Annotated in this window: 16 protein-coding genes; 13 read left to right on the top strand and 3 right to left on the bottom strand. The window is 29.3% G+C overall.

Annotation, left to right across the window (positions count from 1 at the left end):
* The first annotated feature begins 148 nt into the window (after positions 1-148).
* The 4 genes from RSD37_RS05965 to RSD37_RS05950 all read left to right on the top strand — a co-directional run bounded on the left by RSD37_RS05965 (position 149) and on the right by RSD37_RS05950 (position 5,072).
* Positions 149-820, top strand: coding sequence for a response regulator transcription factor (locus RSD37_RS05965; RefSeq protein ID WP_346945792.1), 672 nt, complete (start codon positions 149-151; stop codon positions 818-820).
* Positions 817-1,845, top strand: coding sequence for a sensor histidine kinase (locus tag RSD37_RS05960; protein ID WP_346945791.1), 1,029 nt, complete (start codon positions 817-819; stop codon positions 1,843-1,845). The genes RSD37_RS05965 and RSD37_RS05960 overlap by 4 nt, the downstream gene beginning before the upstream one ends.
* A gap of 487 nt (positions 1,846-2,332) precedes the next feature.
* Positions 2,333-3,103, top strand: a complete 771-nt coding sequence (locus RSD37_RS05955) for an ABC transporter ATP-binding protein (RefSeq protein WP_346945790.1) — start codon at positions 2,333-2,335, stop codon at positions 3,101-3,103.
* Positions 3,093-5,072, top strand: coding sequence for an FtsX-like permease family protein (locus RSD37_RS05950; protein WP_346945789.1), 1,980 nt, complete (start codon positions 3,093-3,095; stop codon positions 5,070-5,072). The genes RSD37_RS05955 and RSD37_RS05950 overlap by 11 nt, the downstream gene beginning before the upstream one ends.
* A 93-nt stretch (positions 5,073-5,165) precedes the next feature.
* Here the strand turns inward: RSD37_RS05950 and RSD37_RS05945 are convergent, their stop codons facing one another.
* Together RSD37_RS05945 and RSD37_RS05940 are read right to left on the bottom strand one after the other, a co-directional pair.
* Positions 5,166-6,671 (bottom strand): DUF4179 domain-containing protein, encoded by a 1,506-nt coding sequence (locus RSD37_RS05945; protein ID WP_346945788.1) that lies wholly within the window; start codon positions 6,669-6,671, stop codon positions 5,166-5,168.
* Between the two features lies 1 nt (position 6,672).
* The gene (locus tag RSD37_RS05940) at positions 6,673-7,191 is read right to left on the bottom strand and encodes a sigma-70 family RNA polymerase sigma factor (RefSeq protein ID WP_346945787.1); all 519 of its coding nucleotides are present in this window, start codon (positions 7,189-7,191) and stop codon (positions 6,673-6,675) included.
* A 371-nt stretch (positions 7,192-7,562) separates the two neighbouring features.
* Between RSD37_RS05940 and RSD37_RS05935 the strand changes: the two genes are divergently transcribed.
* The gene (locus RSD37_RS05935; protein ID WP_346945786.1) at positions 7,563-8,324 is read left to right on the top strand and encodes a class I SAM-dependent methyltransferase; all 762 of its coding nucleotides are present in this window, start codon (positions 7,563-7,565) and stop codon (positions 8,322-8,324) included.
* 553 nt (positions 8,325-8,877) lie between these two features.
* On the opposite strand, the gene RSD37_RS05930 is transcribed toward RSD37_RS05935, so the two are convergent.
* Complete coding sequence (locus tag RSD37_RS05930) at positions 8,878-9,402, bottom strand: nucleoside-triphosphatase (RefSeq protein ID WP_346945785.1); 525 nt, start codon at positions 9,400-9,402, stop codon at positions 8,878-8,880.
* 699 nt (positions 9,403-10,101) lie between these two features.
* Between RSD37_RS05930 and RSD37_RS05925 the strand changes: the two genes are divergently transcribed.
* The 8 genes from RSD37_RS05925 to nadC all read left to right on the top strand — a co-directional run bounded on the left by RSD37_RS05925 (position 10,102) and on the right by nadC (position 16,956).
* A complete protein-coding gene (locus RSD37_RS05925) occupies positions 10,102-10,473 on the top strand; it encodes a GntR family transcriptional regulator (RefSeq protein WP_346945784.1) in 372 nt (123 codons plus the stop codon).
* A gap of 3 nt (positions 10,474-10,476) precedes the next feature.
* On the top strand, positions 10,477-11,196 hold the full coding sequence (locus tag RSD37_RS05920; protein ID WP_346945783.1) for a hypothetical protein: 720 nt from the start codon (positions 10,477-10,479) through the stop codon (positions 11,194-11,196).
* Positions 11,197-11,208: 12 nt separating this feature from the next.
* Positions 11,209-11,904 (top strand): ABC transporter ATP-binding protein, encoded by a 696-nt coding sequence (locus RSD37_RS05915; protein ID WP_346945782.1) that lies wholly within the window; start codon positions 11,209-11,211, stop codon positions 11,902-11,904.
* Positions 11,891-12,586, top strand: coding sequence for a hypothetical protein (locus RSD37_RS05910; RefSeq protein WP_346945781.1), 696 nt, complete (start codon positions 11,891-11,893; stop codon positions 12,584-12,586). Before RSD37_RS05915 ends, RSD37_RS05910 begins: the two co-directional genes overlap by 14 nt.
* 251 nt (positions 12,587-12,837) lie before the next feature.
* Positions 12,838-13,758, top strand: a complete 921-nt coding sequence (locus RSD37_RS05905) for a serine hydrolase (RefSeq protein WP_346945780.1) — start codon at positions 12,838-12,840, stop codon at positions 13,756-13,758.
* A gap of 148 nt (positions 13,759-13,906) precedes the next feature.
* Positions 13,907-14,815, top strand: a complete 909-nt coding sequence (gene nadA, locus RSD37_RS05900; protein ID WP_346945808.1) for a quinolinate synthase NadA — start codon at positions 13,907-13,909, stop codon at positions 14,813-14,815.
* 1 nt (position 14,816) lies between these two features.
* On the top strand, positions 14,817-16,139 hold the full coding sequence (locus RSD37_RS05895; protein ID WP_346945779.1) for an L-aspartate oxidase: 1,323 nt from the start codon (positions 14,817-14,819) through the stop codon (positions 16,137-16,139).
* Positions 16,117-16,956, top strand: a complete 840-nt coding sequence (gene nadC / locus RSD37_RS05890) for a carboxylating nicotinate-nucleotide diphosphorylase (protein ID WP_346945778.1) — start codon at positions 16,117-16,119, stop codon at positions 16,954-16,956. Before RSD37_RS05895 ends, nadC begins: the two co-directional genes overlap by 23 nt.
* Positions 16,957-17,030 lie beyond the last annotated feature (74 nt).

Here is a 17,030-nt window from a genome sequence, read left to right as displayed (position 1 = left end):
AAGGGTGCAGTTTAAGGCTATTTGAAATGTAGAATAAATATTTTCAAGAGATTAGTAGGAACAAGTTTCGATAAATGTTAAAATGAAATTGTTGAAAAATACTGAAAAAGAGTTAGATGTAATTAGAAGTTAAGAGGTGATTGAATTTATGAATGGTAAAATTTTCATTATAGAGGATGAGGAAAAGATTAGAGCGGAACTTTGTACTTTTTTAAGTAGATATGGGTATGAGGCTAAATATTCTACAGATTTTGAAAATATTGTAGAGAAAGCATTGAAAGAGGAACCACATATAATTTTGTTGGATATTAATCTTCCTTATTTTGATGGATATTATATTTGCAGGGAAATAAGAAAAAAATCTAATGTTCCAGTTATAGTTGTGACAAGTAGAGATAGTGAGATAGATGAGCTTATGAGTATGAATTTAGGAGCTGATGATTTTATAACAAAGCCCTATAATACACAAATACTTTTAGCTAGAATTTCTTCAATTATAAGGAGAACTTATCATAATAATGATATGGAAATTTTACAACATAGAGAGCTTAAGTATAATATTTCAACTAGTGAGGTAGAATTCAAAGGTGAAAAGCAAGAATTGACTAAGAATGAAAGTAAAATTTTATATACATTAATTAAGAATAAGGAAAAGATAGTTTCAAGAGACGAAATAATAAAAGCATTGTGGCAGTCCGATGAGTTTATAGACGATAATACTTTAACAGTAAATATTAATAGGCTAAGAAAAAAGATTGAGGAAATTGGAGGAGTAGGATATCTACAAACTAAAAGAGGTCAGGGGTACATGCTAATATGAGGTTTAATGATTATCTTAAAGAGCGGATAGTTTTTGTTTTAATTAATATAGGAATACTTATGGTTACCTCAGCGCTATTGAAGGTTTTAAAAGTAGATGACTATGCCATAATTTTTATTGGGATATTAAACTTTTCAGGTATTTTAGTATTTTATGGCTATGAGTATTTTAATAAAAAGAAGTACTATGATCAGGTTTTAAGAAATCTACATAATCTAGATAAGAAATATTTAATTTCTGAGGTTATGGAGGAGCCAAGCTTCCTAGATGGTAAGATTTTATATGAAATAATAAGGGAAGCTAATAAATCTATGAATGATCAGGTTGCATTCTTCAATATCAATAATAAGGAGTACAAGGAGTATATTGAACTATGGGTTCATGAAATTAAAACTCCTATAGCTGCTTGCAAACTTTTGGTGGAAAATAACCATTCTAAGATTACCAATAGTATAGATGAGGAACTTGATAGAGTAGAAGATTATATAGAACAAGCTTTGTTTTATACGAGAAGTAATAGTTTAGAAAAGGACTATCTAATTAAAGAAATTAATATAAAACAGTGTATTAATTCTATCATAAAAAGAAATGCTAACATACTGATACAAAGAGGGGTCAAAATTCAAATAGAGAATGTGGATAAGTTGGTGTATTCAGATAATAAGTGGGTAGAGTTCATGGTTCATCAGATTATATCTAATTCACTTAAATATATGGGAAAGAAGGATGGGGTTCTTAAGATATATTGTGAGGAGAATAAGGGCGAGGTAATTCTTAATATTGAGGATAATGGGATAGGAATTAGTAAAAAATCCTTAAGCAAGGTATTCGAGAAGGGCTATACAGGAGAGAATGGGAGAATCTTTGGAAAATCCACAGGCATGGGGCTTTATTTATGTAAGAAATTATGTAGAAAGCTAGGTCTTAGTATAAGGATTAGATCAGAAGTTCAAGTTGGAACATTAGTATCCATACTATTTCCAGCCAACACTATGATTAAACTAGGTGAGAGTCAAAATCTATGATTTTGACTATCGAATTTAAGTAAAATTCCAAATGTTTCATTTGGCAAATTGAACTTACTCATCAGAGCGAAGTGAAGAGGAATTTCCTATTATAAGAATGCATATGAGAATGAATGTCCTTGAAAGCAAGGCGAAAAATCAAATCTGTGATTTAGTAAATAAGAACAAAATAAAAAAGCCTTAAAGGTTAAATTGTTACTTAAAAATAAGAATTTAACCTTTAAGGCTAAGGAAGATATACAGTTACTTTTACATATACCGTTATCTTATTTATATTATATGTTTATATATATAACATTATTCCATTTGTTCTAAGTTTTATAAATTTTAATCCAGGATTTAAAATGTGTAACTTACTTCTTTAAAATAATAAAGGATTTTTAATAACAAACCTAACAAAAATGTAAGTTTTCTGTTAGGTTTTTCAATGGATAGCACACCCCTAGAGTTGTAATATAGAGGTATAGAAGGAAGGGGAGGAAAAATCATGAATAAAGAAGTTTTAAAAGTAAGTAATATAGAAAAATATTATGGTAATAAGGGGAATGTGACTAAGGCAATTGATAATATTAATTTTTCTGTGGAAGAGGGAGAATTCATTGGAATAATGGGAGCCTCAGGTAGTGGGAAAACCACTCTACTAAATTGTATATCTACTATTGATAGGGTAACAAGTGGATATATTCATATAGAGGATAAAGAGGTAACAGGAATTAATTCTAAGGGATTAGCTAAGTTTAGAAGAGAAAAACTTGGATTTATATTTCAAGATTTTAATTTATTAGATACTTTAACTGCATATGAAAACATTGCGCTAGCATTGACAATATCTAAAGTGAATCATAAGGAAATCCATAAAAGGGTTGAAGAAGTTGCAGGTAAGCTAAATATCATGGATGTGTTAAATAAATATCCCTATGAGATGTCAGGTGGACAAAAGCAAAGGGTGGCATCTGCTAGAGCTATTATTACAAAGCCATCTCTAGTATTAGCTGATGAGCCAACGGGAGCCTTAGACTCTAAATCAGCAAAGATGTTACTTGAAAGTTTAGAGGATTTAAATAATAAGATGGGTGCTACAATTATGATGGTAACTCATGATGCATTCACAGCTAGTTATGCCAGCAGAATTTTATTCATAAAGGATGGAAAAATATTCAATGAATTAATTCGTGGAAATGATTCTAGGAAGGAGTTCTTCAATAAAATAATTGAGGTTGTAACTCTTCTTGGAGGTGACCAAAGAGATGTATTTTAAGCTAGCTATTAGAAATTTAAGAAGAAGTCTCAAGGATTACACAATTTATTTCTTAACTTTAATATTTGGAGTATGTATATTTTACACCTTTAACTCTATAGAATCCCAAAGTATTCTTATGGAGATAAATGAAATGCAAAAATCTCTCTTTGAGATGATAAGCAATATTATGGGAGTGGCTTCTATATTTATTTCCTTCATATTAGGATTTTTAATAGTTTATGCAAATAACTATTTGATTAAGAGAAGGAAGAAGGAGTTTGGAGTTTATATGACTCTAGGTATGGAAAATTCTAGACTTTCTTTAGTATTATTTATAGAAACTATGATGATAGGAATAATATCCCTTGTTATAGGAATTATACTAGGTGTATTTTTATCACAAGGATTATCAGTTGTAACTGCAAGGCTCTTTAAGGTAGATATGAATAGCTTTAAGTTTATATTTTCCATGGATGCCTTTACAAAAACTATGGGATGCTTTGGAGTTATCTATCTTATAATTCTTATTTTTAACTCTTTTACAATCAGAAGAGTAAAATTGGTAGACCTACTTACTTCATCTAAAAAGAATGAAAAGGTAAAAATCAAGAATATATGGGTTTCTGTTATAGTGTTTATCATTAGTGTTGTAACTATTGGTTGTGCTTATTATATTGTGTTAGAAAAAGGAATAGCAACCTTTGATAAGGGAATCCTTGTAGCAATTGCATTAGGAGCTATAGGTACATTTCTATTTTTCTTTTCCCTTGCAGGATTTTTACTTAAGATGGTGCAAAGCAATAAAAAGATGTATCTAAAAAATTTGAATATGTTTGTGTTAAGGCAAATTAATAGTAAGATTAATACTACGTTTATATCCATGACCTTCATATGTTTAATGTTATTTGTAGCTATATGTACACTTTCAGGTGGTCTTGGTATTAACACTGCTATGAATTCTGAGATTGAGGATTTAACACCCTTTGATATGAGCTTTTGGAATAAAGAAGGGGCATATGTAGATGATGTATTGAAAAAATATAATGTAGATATTTCTGACTATGAAAATAATTATGTAAGCTATAAGGAATATGATAATGATTTTACCTTTTCAGATTTTCTTAGCGAAAAAGGATTAAAAGCTGGAAGTAGCTATTATCCAGTATCAATTAATATCAATATTCCTGTAATGAAAGTGTCTGATTTTAATAAGATAATGAAGATGTTAAATGAAGAAGAAGTAAAACTTAATCAGGGTGAATATGCAGTCTTTGGAGATATAAGTGATATGACAGAAAGTTTACAGGAGTCTTTAGACAATAACACTGAAATTATTGTAGGCGGTGAAAAGCTTACACCTTATGAGGGAAAAGCTCTAGAAGTGGTAATTTACGATGGCATGATGAAGCATAATATTTGTGTATTTCTAGTAGAGGATTCTCTAGTAGAGGGCTTAACTCCAACTATGGGATATATGAATTTGAACTATAGTGGAGATGGTGGTCAAATAAGAGAAGCTTTAGATGTTAATATTAGAGAGTATAATGGAAATGATGATTTAAATACTCGATATATTACTAGGGAAGAAATTAAGGATCAATCAACTGGCATAGGAGCTCTAGCATCCTACCTTGCAATATACTTGGGAATTATATTCTTAATTACTTCAGCAGCAGTATTAGCACTTCAACAATTATCAGAATCAGCGGATAATATTGAAAGATACAAGCTTTTAAGGAAGGTTGGAGTAGAGGAGTCTATGATAAATAGCTCTATACTAACTCAAGTATCAATCTACTTTATGATGCCACTATCCCTTGCAATAATACATTCAATTGTAGGACTAAAGCTAGCATCTGATGTGGTGGCAATATTTGGTGGAGCAAGCATGGTAAATCATATTATCATTGCAGCAGTGGTACTAGTAGTTGTTTATGGCGGATACTTCCTAGCAACTTACTTAGGAAGCAAGAAGATGATTAAGTAAAGGGAGTTTTTGTTTGAAGCCCTTTTAGATTAAATTTGTGGATTTATAGCATTGAAATAGGCAGTCCAAGTGGGCTGCCTATTTGTGAATCTATTAATTTAAATTTACTCTGATTTTATTATCTTCATTTATATTTAAGTCCAATATCATTGGTAGAGCAATAGTATACTTCTTTGATTTATCTAGTGCGGGCAGTGTTACACTTACTTCTTTCTCACCTGAATTTTCTACCACTGCTCCAAAACTATTACCTTCGTATCTGTATACATTAAAATCTTCATCAATTATCTCAATAAAACCTAGAAATCTAAGATCATAATATTCTCTAATATTTATGGTTACCTTAGTATAACGATCTGTAGCTTCAATATCTTTTATTTCTACGGTTTCTGTATTATTAACTTCAATTATTTTACCCTTTAGTTCATCAATACTCAAAAATGAATTTTCTATATCCATATTATAGTATTGATTATCTATAGTTATTTTCTCGAACTTACTTTGTGCAGAATTAGATATACATTGATTTATGATATTCCCATTCTCATCGAAGTAGGACATCTCTGCTTTTCCCATTAAAACTGGTATTACATCAATATACTCAGAATATGAGATGTCACCTAAGATTTCATCTTGATTATCACCTTCCATAGTATTTTGGTTGGCTGTATCTTCTATATCTTTAGATAATAATATATTTCCTAAAGAATCCTTAAATATATATCCAATTGTAAAAAGAAGATTTGAGTCATTATTAATATTCGTTTCACTTTTATTTGAGAAATCATAATTATCAAGGCTACATCTAATTTTTACATTAGTGCCTAAAGAAGAGGTTATAAATTTATTTATACTAAACCTAAAATCTTCTATATTGACTTCATCAGTAGATTTTATTTCCTTTGATGGAATTAATATTTCATCTTTATTAACAGTAGTTGAAAAGCTCCAATCACCGTTTATTTCTTTGCCATCTATTAATACACCACCAATATAAAACTCTAAATTTACTTTCTCAGTTATATTCATATCTGATAGATTTGCTTCAAATAATATTACAACTGTAGTATCATCAATTCTTTTAATTGTACTATTAGAGCTAGTTACACCGCCACCATTAACGCGCCCTCTAACTTCTACATCAACTCTATCAGCATTTAAACATTTGCCTTCAACTTTAAGAGTGGCAATTAACTTTGAATTATACATACTAGCGTCCTCTAGTGTAACAGTTATACCCCTATCTCTTACAGTCATTCCAATTGGTAAAGAGGAGTTTTTTAAATTATTTACTGATTCTCCTGAGAAGAAGTCGAATATTTTTCCAACTACAGGCATTGCTCTTACAAATGTAGGGTTAACAATACTAGTAACTATAGTTATACTTAAAGCTATCATGGCTACCATAGCTACTTTACTTAAAATTCTATTTCTTTTTTTATGATTTTTTTCATTGATACCTTTATTAAGATCTCTAAGCACAGCATCAATACCAATAGATATTTCTTTAGGTACTTTAATATTATCATTTTCCTTAAGTAATTCTTTAATTTGAAAATCATCTTTTTCAATGTCAGATTTATATATATCTTTATTCATTCTATAACACCTCACTATATTCTTCATCTAGCATAGACTTAAGTTGTCCTCTTGCTCTAGACAATCTAGATTTTATAGTTCCCTTGGGAATATGCAAGCTTTCAGAAATTTCTTTAATACTCATATCTTCATAATAATATAAAGTAATTAGTAGCTTTAAGGTATCATCTAACTTATCTATAACTTCTTGAATTTCAACTTGATCAAAATTATCACTATAGGAAGGTTCACTATTAGCATGAAATAAAGAAATAAATCTTTTGTTTTTTGAAATAATATCATTACACTTGTTAATGAGAATTTTAATAATCCAGGTTTTAAAATAATTTTCATGATTTAGTTTATCAATATTTTCATAAGCTTTTAGGATTGTATCCTGAATGCAATCTAATGCATCATCATCATTTTTGACCATGGCAATAGCCACTCTATACAAATCCTTTTCATAGATTTTTATGAGCTTTGAAAATGCATCTGAATCTCCGGTTTTGCTTTTATGAACTAATTCTATATCAACCATATCAACACTCCTACCATACATTATATTACATTAGACTATGTATAGTAGCAAATGGTTCTTTATAATTTTAAGAAGTTAAATTATATTAAAATTTAATAATTTATGGTATTTTAATCCAAAATTATATATAATTAACTATATAGATTAATTCATTATTGATAAAAGTAGATTAAGAATTATCTATAAAATCTATGAAATCTATGAAATCTATGAAAGTGGGTGAACTCATAGTGGGAATAAAGCGAATTAACTACTCGGTGCAGTTAATGTAATCTGATCGTAGATTGTATCGAGGTAAAAATAAATTTACTGTCAGTTAACTGCACTACTTTTCTTATAAATTAAATAATAATATGAAAAGGAGAACAGTTATGGATTGTAATGAATTAAAAGAATTATGGAAAAAAGATGAAGATATGAGCTTTAAAGGATGGGATTTTTCTTATTTAGATAATAGGTGGGAAGATGAAAAATTACCTTGGGAGTATGAAGATATATTGAAAAAATATATAAATTGCGATTATAAGTTACTTGATATGGGTACAGGTGGTGGAGAATTTTTATTGTCATTAAACCATCCTCATGAAAAAACTTCTGTTACTGAATCATGGGAGCCTAATGCTAAACTATGTAAAGAAAAACTATCACCATTAGGTATTTGTGTATGCCAAGTGTATGATGATAACCAATTGCAATTTGATGATAATTCCTTTGATATAATAATAAACAGGCATGAATCCTATAGTATAAAGGAAATAAAAAGGATTTTAAAACCTAATGGTATATTTATTACGCAACAAGTAGGTGGAAAGAATAATGAAATTCTTTCTAAAAGATTAATCGAAAATTTTGTATCTGAATACTCACATATTACCTTAAATAATGCATTAGAAGAATTTAAAACAAACTCATTTGAGATTTTATATAAAAATGAATACTTCCCTTATTTGCATTTTTATGATGTGGGAGCAGTTGTATATTTTGCTAAAATCATTGAATGGGAGTTCTCGGGATTTTCAGTAGATGGATGTTTTGAGGAATTATGTAAAATGCATGAAGAGTTAAAACAAAAACCTTACATTGAAAGTTATGAACATCGATTTATTGTTGTATTTAGAAATATAAAAAAATAACCCAAACACTTCAAATCCACATGGTTATAGGAACTATTTATATATTTAAGTAGTTCTATAGATAACTATTTAAATGTCGCGTCAATACTATTGTAGCATATTAAAATTCACTTCGTTAAAGTTAACGAGGTGAATTTATTATTCTTAAAGATATGATCAATCCTCAATAGATGTTAAGCAACTGTATCTAACTTCATATATGGTGAATTCATTGGAATTCATGCTTCTTCCAATGATTCGATTAAAGCCGATTTAACTACTGTTTCATCATCTTATCCTCAACTTGTAATACATTGCCAACAATCTCCATCACTTCTATGGAATATAACATATTTTATTCCTTTACTGCCTTTATAATAAAGAAATACTAAAACTTTATATGGTGCTTTCATATTTATACTTACTTTCTTAATTATAGTTACTGTCAATATTCCTTGAATTGCGAAACAAAAATACCGCATATTCACTTTGAATAATACGGTATCTGCTTCGAAATCATTTAAATTCGCCAATTTAAAATTTTATCTGTTTCATAAAAACAATATTATATTCACTAAATTAATCCTTGTATTTCATGAAATATATTTTCTGAAATAGTATTTCTATTTTCGTTATTTATTGAATAAATTTTAATTCCAGGAAGCTTTTTCATCTCATCTATATCAGGATGTTTATCATAAAAAATTGTTCCTATAACACAATTAGTACCACTTAGAATATTACCTATTTGCTGTTTGAATTTTGTTGATAACAATTGAATAGGACCTATTTCATCAATAATGATTATTTTATTTCTACTAGAATAATTACTAATAGTTTGTAATGCAAAATCCTCAAATGCTTTTATATTGATCCCATATCTGCCTATTCTAACATCACTTTGCAAATCAACATCCGCTATTCTTTGTCGTTTACCATCTAAACTTACGCAATCAAATCCAATCCTATCAAAACCATTTCTTACTTCCTCAGTATAAAAACCTATGCAATTGCATTCTCCTATCATTTGAACAATCTTCTTTAATATTGTAGTTTTTCCAATTCTAGGATAACCTGAAAATAATACTTTATTCCCCATTTTATTCTCCTTATTATTAAAAATAATAGTACTCAAATGGTTTACTGTAATTCGGTTAATTATCAGCTTTACAGCTAAGCGTAAATACTCCATTTCTACTTTTTTATATTATATTTTTTAATATAAAAGTTAACTCTTAGTTTAATACCATTATTGATTTATTATAACATATTTTGTGAATACCGTACTATTCAATTTTCAAAGATCAATTTTACTAATTGCTTCGCTTTATATACAAGTTATTCTATATACATTATAAGCCAAGATGGTATAAAAATAGAGCGTTGCCTAACTAAGACAAAAGTTTTTAATTTAATATGTTATAGTATTTAAAAATGGTTTTCTATATAATTATATTATATAGAAAATAGTGTAATAATTTCAATTGTAAAGTGTCTAGCAAAAGGGGGATAATCTCATGTATAAAATTCGTTATGCTGATATTTATGATGCAAAATACTAGGTGAGATTCATGCTAATTAATGGAAAGTAGCATATAAAGGCACAGTACCTAATGGAATATTAAAATAAAAAATGCTCTAGATGCAGTTTAATGCACCAGGGCATTTTTTTATGGCTATATTTAAGAATAGTGTAAGTTTTTGTTGGAAACATATTACAAAATATCTATTGACTTCAGTGTAATACTACTGTACTATTTAAGTAGAACAGTATTACAGTGGAGGTGACATATTAAAGTTGAATATAAATGATTTTGAATTTAATAATAATGAACCAATATATTTCCAAATAATTGAATTTATAAGAAGAACTATTGCAACGGGGGATCTAAAGCCAGGAGATAAACTACCGTCTGTTAGGGAAATGTCCTCTTCTCTGGGAGTTAATCCAAATACTCTTCAACGGGCTTACGGAGAGTTAGAAAGGTTAGGGATAACCTACACAAAAAGAGGAATGGGATCCTTTGTAAATGAGGGAAAGGAAAATCCAGATGAACTTCAAGATAAAATGGGAAAAGAAATAGCAGCTAAGTTTCTTAAGGATATGAATGCTATAGGGATATCAAAGAAAGAAGCATTGAAAATTATTGAAATTATGGAGGAAGAATAGATTATGAAAATAGGGTTGAAAAAATCTTCAATTTTAAGTGGTTGTAATAGAGGGATGTTAGGTGTATTTGGAATCTTTGGAATTTCTACATTGATACTTTATATTGCATACTTAAATGGATTAGTAGGTATTCAAAATGAAGTTCATTTTGTGTTAATAGAAAATATATTTATATATAAATTAGTTGTTCCATTTTATTTTATTAGCAAGACGCTATTAGCATTGTTACCAGAGATTCTAGGTATTATATTTTTAATTAGTTACTTTAAAATATTTTCATATAAGGCTATAAGAATAAATATAATTCCTCTTGGCAATAGGGAAAAAATAATTAAGTTATTTTTAATTTATGGCATATATTCCTTGATATATGTGATTTCTATTGGAGTTATTGGTGAGATTGGTTATATATATGGATTAGGACATAGGTGGATAATTGAATTAGTAATAATTGGTATTGATAAAATATCAAGTGTAGGATTTTTCATGTTAATGGTTATGATTGTAGATATAAATTGTAAAATAAAATTATCGGATAGAGATGTTGAGATATTTTGGATAGTTACATCAGTATTTGTATGGCAAATAGAAATTCATAGTATTGAATTTTTATTTAATAAATTAGGTATGTGGCAATATGCAATTGTTGTAGTACTTTTAATAGCAAGTATTATTGAAGGCCTTTATATTTTCAAGAAAATAGATGAAGTTAAAATAGTATAGGGGGAATTGGTAGTGATTAAATTAGTTAATATGAATAAGGTATATGGTAATAAAGTTATTCTTGATAATGTGAATCTAGAAATAAATAAAGGGGAAATAATAGGGCTTTTAGCACCTAATGCAGAGGGTAAAAGTACTTTTCTTAAAATTTTAGGGGGGCAGATAACTTTTGATAGTGGAGAATATTATTTCCAGGGAAAGAAGTTTAATTATATGGATAAAGGATTAATTGGCTATATGAATGATACGTCAATAATGCCAGATAGCTGGAAGGTAAGGGATTGCGTAGATTATTATGAGGAATACTTTGAAACCTTTAATGTTGAAAAATCATTTAATATGCTAAAAAGCTTCAATGTAGATTTAAATAGTAAGGTTAAGGCTTTATCAAAAGGTGAAAATGAGAAGTTACATCTAGCTTTAGCTTTGGGAATAGATGGAGTTTTATATATTATGGATGAACCTTTTGCAGCTATCGATCTAATAGCAAGAGAAGAGGTTATAGGTATAATTTTGGAGAATTATAGCACTGAAAGTACCATGATAATATCTAGCCATTTAGTAGGAGATATAGAGAAAATGCTAGATAGAGTTATACTATTAAAGGATGGAAAGATAGAGAAAAATCTACTAGTTGAAGATTTAAGAATGGAGGGGAAATCGGTGGTTAAGCTCTATAAGGAGGTGTACACAAGTGGTGAAAATTAAAAAGAATTGGTTAGAGGATATAAATACATTCATAATAGTTTTTATTGGTGTAGAAGTGATTATTGGTGTGATGTCATTACTTTTTATAAATATTAAGCCTAGAACTAAAGAGGCGTTTCAATCTATAGAAGCTGTATATAATCAAATATTTACTATGTCATTAATTGCTTTATCAATGTATCCTTTATTTGCGTTTAAAGCTATATGTCCACAAATTGGAAAAGAAAAGCTATACTTGAGTACTTCCAATTTACCTTTAAATAAGAAACAATTATTTTGGAAGGGAATTAAGGTATGGCTGATGATTTTTCCAACATATCTTTTGGTGGGAGTGTTGGTGTACTTATTATTTAGTTTTAAAACTGAAATCTCGGGACTAATTTATTTGGATTCTCTTTTACAACCAATAGCTATTATTATTTTGGGATTTGTATTACAAATGCAAATAATTTCAGGAATTATATTAGCAAAATCTAAAAATATTAAGTTATATAAGATTGTGATAGGTGCAATTTTAGGAAATGTGCTATTAGTAGGAGGATGTTTACTGGCAATAGAGGTATTTAATATTGATACTCTCACTAATGGTAATTGGATGTTTGGAATTTTGGGAATATTTATTGTGGTAAGTTTAGCATTAGTATTAACTTTATGGAAAGATGTAGAGAATATGCATAGATAGGAAATAAGACTCATTCTATTGAAATAATAGAGTGGGTTTTTATTTTTGCACGGTTTTAAAGAAGTGTTAGTTATGTCATCAGATAACATTGATTTTAATTTTAACAGTATTTTTGAACAGAGACTATTTTTTATATAATCACTTTCAATTATTTTATTGAGAATTAATAGGCAGATATGTAATTAGTGATGAAATTTACGTTATAATGTATGAAGGTAAATAGTAAAGCTATTAGCTAAAAAGGAGAGAATATGAAAAAGATAGATTTGGCAGATTATGTGAAAATAACGAAAGAATTAAATGTGCTTAGTATTATAGTGTTACAAAATGGTATGAAGGTTGGGGAGTACCATAAAGAGCCTGCAAGAGTAAGAGATCAGTATTCAGTTTCAAAGAGTTTTGCGTCAACAGCTGTTGGTATTGCAATTGATGAAGGAATTTTATCTTTAGATGATAAGGTTATAGAGTTTTTTCCAGAAGATGCTCCAAAGTCACCTTGTGAAAGATTACAAAATCTTAAGTTAAGAGATTTACTTAAGATGGCAGTAGGACACTGCAATGGATATCTAATGGCAGATGGAAGTTTTGGAACTTGCCCAAGAGGAGAATTAACTGAAAATAATTGGGTTAAGTATTGTTTAGAACAGGATTTTTCATACAATCCTGGGGAGAAGTTTGTTTATAACAATGCTGCAGCTTATCTTGCTGGAGTCATGGTTCAAAAGGCTAGTGGAGAGTCTCTTGTAGATTATTTAATGCCAAGACTTTTTCAGCCATTGGGTATAAATAGACCTAAGTGGGAAACTTGTCCTAAGGGATATACCTTCGGTGCAGGTGGACTACAATTAACAATTACGGATTTAAGTAAGTTTGGACAATTATATCTTCAAAGAGGAAGATGGGAAGGAAAACAACTTTTATCTGAAGAATGGGTAAAGGAAGCAACCACAAAACAAATTGATACTAATAGAAGTGGAGATTGGGGACAAGGTTACGGCTACCAATTTTGGAGAGGTGAGCATAATTCTTATAGAGCAGATGGAAAGTATGGGCAATATTGTATTGTTCTAGAGAAGGAAAATGCAGTAATAGCAATTAATTCTCATGCTGATAAAGTAAGAGGAATTATGGAAAACGTATGGACTGAAATTTGGCCACAGCTTTTAAGCTAGATAACTTAGTATGTAAATGATTTTAAATCTAAGAAACATTTCCTGAGATAAATTTGTATATCATTGACAAGCTGTATACTAGTGTTATAGTTAGTGTATATATAAATGTATATACACTAATAAGGATGTAATCGGGAGTGTGTAAATGATGGATTTAAAGACGGAAATATTAAGACTGAAGAAAGAAAAAAATGCTTTAATTTTATCTCATCTTTATGAGATAGATGAGATACAAGATGTAGCAGATATAGTTGGGGATTCATATTTTTTAAGCAAAAAAGCAATGGAGAGTTCTAAGGAATTAATAGTATTTTGTGGAGTTAAGTTTATGGCAGAAAGTGCAAAGATACTGTCACCTAATAAAAAAGTATTAATTCCAGTTAATGATACCACATGTCCCATGGCCGATATGGCTACGGTAGAGAAGCTAAAGGATATGAAGAAACAATACCCAAATGCCAAGGTAGTTACTTATATAAATTCGAATGGAGATATTAAGGCACTATCGGATGTTTGTGTAACATCCTCTTCAGCTAAAGATATTTTAAACAATATAGATGAAGAAGAGATTATATTTCTTCCAGATAGAAACTTAGGTAGTTATTTACAGGAAAATATACCAGGTAAGAAATTTATACTTTATGATGGATTTTGTCCAGTTCATGAGAGGATTGAAGTGGAAGAGGTTCTAGAATTAAAGGCAGAGTACCCTGCGTTTCAGGTGTTAGTTCATCCAGAATGTTCAAAGGGAGTTAGAGATCTTGGCGACTTTGTAGGTAGTACATCTGAAATTATAGATTATAGCGCTACATCTGAGGCTGTTGGATTTATAGTAGTCACTGAAGAAGGGGTATTCTACAAGATGAGAGAGAACAGTCCTAATAAAGTATTTATCCCTATGAAAAATAGAATGATTTGTCCTAATATGAAAAAAATATCTCTTAAGGATTTATATAATTGTCTAAAGAATGAGGAGTTTGAAGTACATATTGATAAGGATTTAAGAGCAAAAGCTTATAAATCTTTAGAAAATATGCATCTTCTATCTAAAAAGTAATATGTGCATTAATTATGATGTATTGATTATAGGCACAGGGGTAGGTGGACTTTATACCGGTTGTAATCTAAGAGATGATATTAAAACTTTAATTATAACTAAGGATAAGTTACGACATTGCAATAGCTATCTAGCCCAGGGCGGAATATCTACCTTAAGAAATATTAATGATACAGAGGAATTTATAAGTGATACTCTTAAAGCTGGAAATTATAAAAATAATGTAGACGCTGTTAAAGAAGTGGTAAAAAACTCAACAGAAAATATTGAAAAGCTTATAGAGCTATGTGTAAATTTTGATAGAAATATAGATGAGTTAAATTACACTAGAGAGGGTGGGCATAGTAAATTTAGAATAGTCCACTCCAAAGATGAGACAGGTAAGGAAGTTGTTGAGAAGCTTATAAAATATATTTATACTAAGAAAAACATAACTGTATTAGAAGAAGCTACTTTATTGGATATAGTTGAGTATGAAAATAAATGTATAGGTGGAGTTATAAAATATAATGATGAAGTTATAACTGTTAATTCTAAGGTTACAGTTATTGCAACTGGTGGTATTGGAGGAATTTTTAATTCTACTACTAATATAGAAAACATTACTGGGGATGGCCTTTGTATTGCATTAAATCATAATATTAGTATGAAAGATATGGAATATCTTCAGCTTCATCCTACTGTACTCTATGAAAAAAATGTTAAGGGAAGAAAGTTACTTTTATCAGAGTCCCTCCGTGGTGAAGGCGGGGTTATTAGAAATATAGCTGGGGTTAAATTTGTAAATCCCCTACTTCCTAGAGATGTAGTATCAACAGAAATTTTAAATGAAATTGCAAAAACTCCAAGTACACCATATGTATATCTAGATATGACCTTAAAATCTAAGGAATTTTTAGTTAACAGATTTCCCTATATTTACAGTGAATGTTTAAGTCGAGGTTATAGAATGGAAGTTGATTTATTACCCATTGCACCGGCCCATCATTACTGTATGGGCGGAATTAATGTAGATTTACTTTCAAGGACATCTATGAAGAATCTTTATGCAGTAGGAGAGGTTAGTTGTACAGGGGTTCATGGAAGTAATAGATTAGCAAGTAATTCGCTTTTAGAAGGGTTAGTATTTAGTAAAAATGCAGCAGAAAATATTAATCTTTTAATGGAGGAAAACATGGAATCAGTAAGTAATGATTTAATTGAAACCCTTGACAATAAAGCAAGAGTCTTTGTAGAAGATAGAAATATATGCTATAAAAATAGGTTTGTCAGTTATTTGAAGGGAAAGGTGGATAATAGATATGTTAAACTTTTTAATTGTTGATGAAATCATTAAGAGTGCACTAAAAGAGGATGCTCCCTATGGTGATATTACAGTATCATCAATTGTTTCTGAAGGAGAGAGAGCAAAGGTAAACCTAATATCTAAAGAAAATGGAGTAATTTGTGGATTGAAGGTTTTTAAAAGAGTTTTTGAAATACTAGGAAAAGTTGAAGTTGAATTACTTGTTAAAGATGGAGATTTGGTAACTAAAGGGATGATTATTGGACATGTAATTGGAGATGCTAGTAACATTTTAATTGGTGAGAGAATAGCTCTTAATTTACTTCAAAGAATGAGTGGTATTGCTACTCTAACAAATAAGTATGTAAAAAAATTAGATGGATTTAACACACAAGTTTTAGATACAAGAAAAACAACACCTAATTTAAGAATTCTTGAGAAGTATGCAGTGAGGGTTGGCGGAGGAGTAAACCATCGTTTTTCGTTATCAGATGGAATTCTTATTAAGGATAATCACATAGGTTATGCTGGAGGAATAAAGAAAGCCATTGAGCTTGCAAAAATAAATTCACCCTTCATAAGGAAAATAGAGGTTGAAACTGAAACAAGAGAGGATGTATTACAGGCTTTAGAAGCAGGGGCTGATATAATTATGCTTGATAATATGACTCCAAGTTTTGCTAAAGAAATGGTTGAATTAATAGATGGTAAAGCTATTACAGAGTGTTCTGGAAATATAACTTTAGATACAATAGTAGAGTATGGAAAATCAGGAGTAGATTATATTTCATCAGGAGAATTAACTCATTCAGTAAAAGCTTTTGATATATCTTTAAAAAACTTTAGAAGAATATAAAGGCAATTCAAAAAAAGAATGATATAATTATTTTAAATATGATTAGGGCTGTCTCAAAATTAAGAATGTTTTAA

Source organism: Clostridium sp., assembly GCF_036646415.1.
Lineage (GTDB): Bacteria > Bacillota > Clostridia > Clostridiales > Clostridiaceae > Clostridium_J.
This window is presented reverse-complemented; position numbering and strand designations above follow the sequence as displayed.

Excerpts from the sequence above, each read along its gene's own strand:
- RSD37_RS05965 (WP_346945792.1), top strand. The coding sequence starts at position 149 with ATGAATGGTAAAATTTTCATTATAGAGGATGAGGAAAAGATTAGAGCG.
- RSD37_RS05960 (WP_346945791.1), top strand. The coding sequence starts at position 817 with ATGAGGTTTAATGATTATCTTAAAGAGCGGATAGTTTTTGTTTTAATT.
- nadC (WP_346945778.1), top strand. The coding sequence starts at position 16,117 with ATGTTAAACTTTTTAATTGTTGATGAAATCATTAAGAGTGCACTAAAA.
- RSD37_RS05935 (WP_346945786.1), top strand. The coding sequence starts at position 7,563 with ATGGATTGTAATGAATTAAAAGAATTATGGAAAAAAGATGAAGATATG.
- RSD37_RS05920 (WP_346945783.1), top strand. The coding sequence starts at position 10,477 with ATGAAAATAGGGTTGAAAAAATCTTCAATTTTAAGTGGTTGTAATAGA.
- RSD37_RS05940 (WP_346945787.1), bottom strand. The coding sequence starts at position 7,191 with ATGGTTGATATAGAATTAGTTCATAAAAGCAAAACCGGAGATTCAGAT.
- RSD37_RS05950 (WP_346945789.1), top strand. The coding sequence starts at position 3,093 with ATGTATTTTAAGCTAGCTATTAGAAATTTAAGAAGAAGTCTCAAGGAT.
- RSD37_RS05905 (WP_346945780.1), top strand. The coding sequence starts at position 12,838 with ATGAAAAAGATAGATTTGGCAGATTATGTGAAAATAACGAAAGAATTA.
- RSD37_RS05955 (WP_346945790.1), top strand. The coding sequence starts at position 2,333 with ATGAATAAAGAAGTTTTAAAAGTAAGTAATATAGAAAAATATTATGGT.
- nadA (WP_346945808.1), top strand. The coding sequence starts at position 13,907 with ATGGATTTAAAGACGGAAATATTAAGACTGAAGAAAGAAAAAAATGCT.
- RSD37_RS05945 (WP_346945788.1), bottom strand. The coding sequence starts at position 6,671 with ATGAATAAAGATATATATAAATCTGACATTGAAAAAGATGATTTTCAA.
- RSD37_RS05895 (WP_346945779.1), top strand. The coding sequence starts at position 14,817 with ATGTGCATTAATTATGATGTATTGATTATAGGCACAGGGGTAGGTGGA.
- RSD37_RS05930 (WP_346945785.1), bottom strand. The coding sequence starts at position 9,402 with ATGGGGAATAAAGTATTATTTTCAGGTTATCCTAGAATTGGAAAAACT.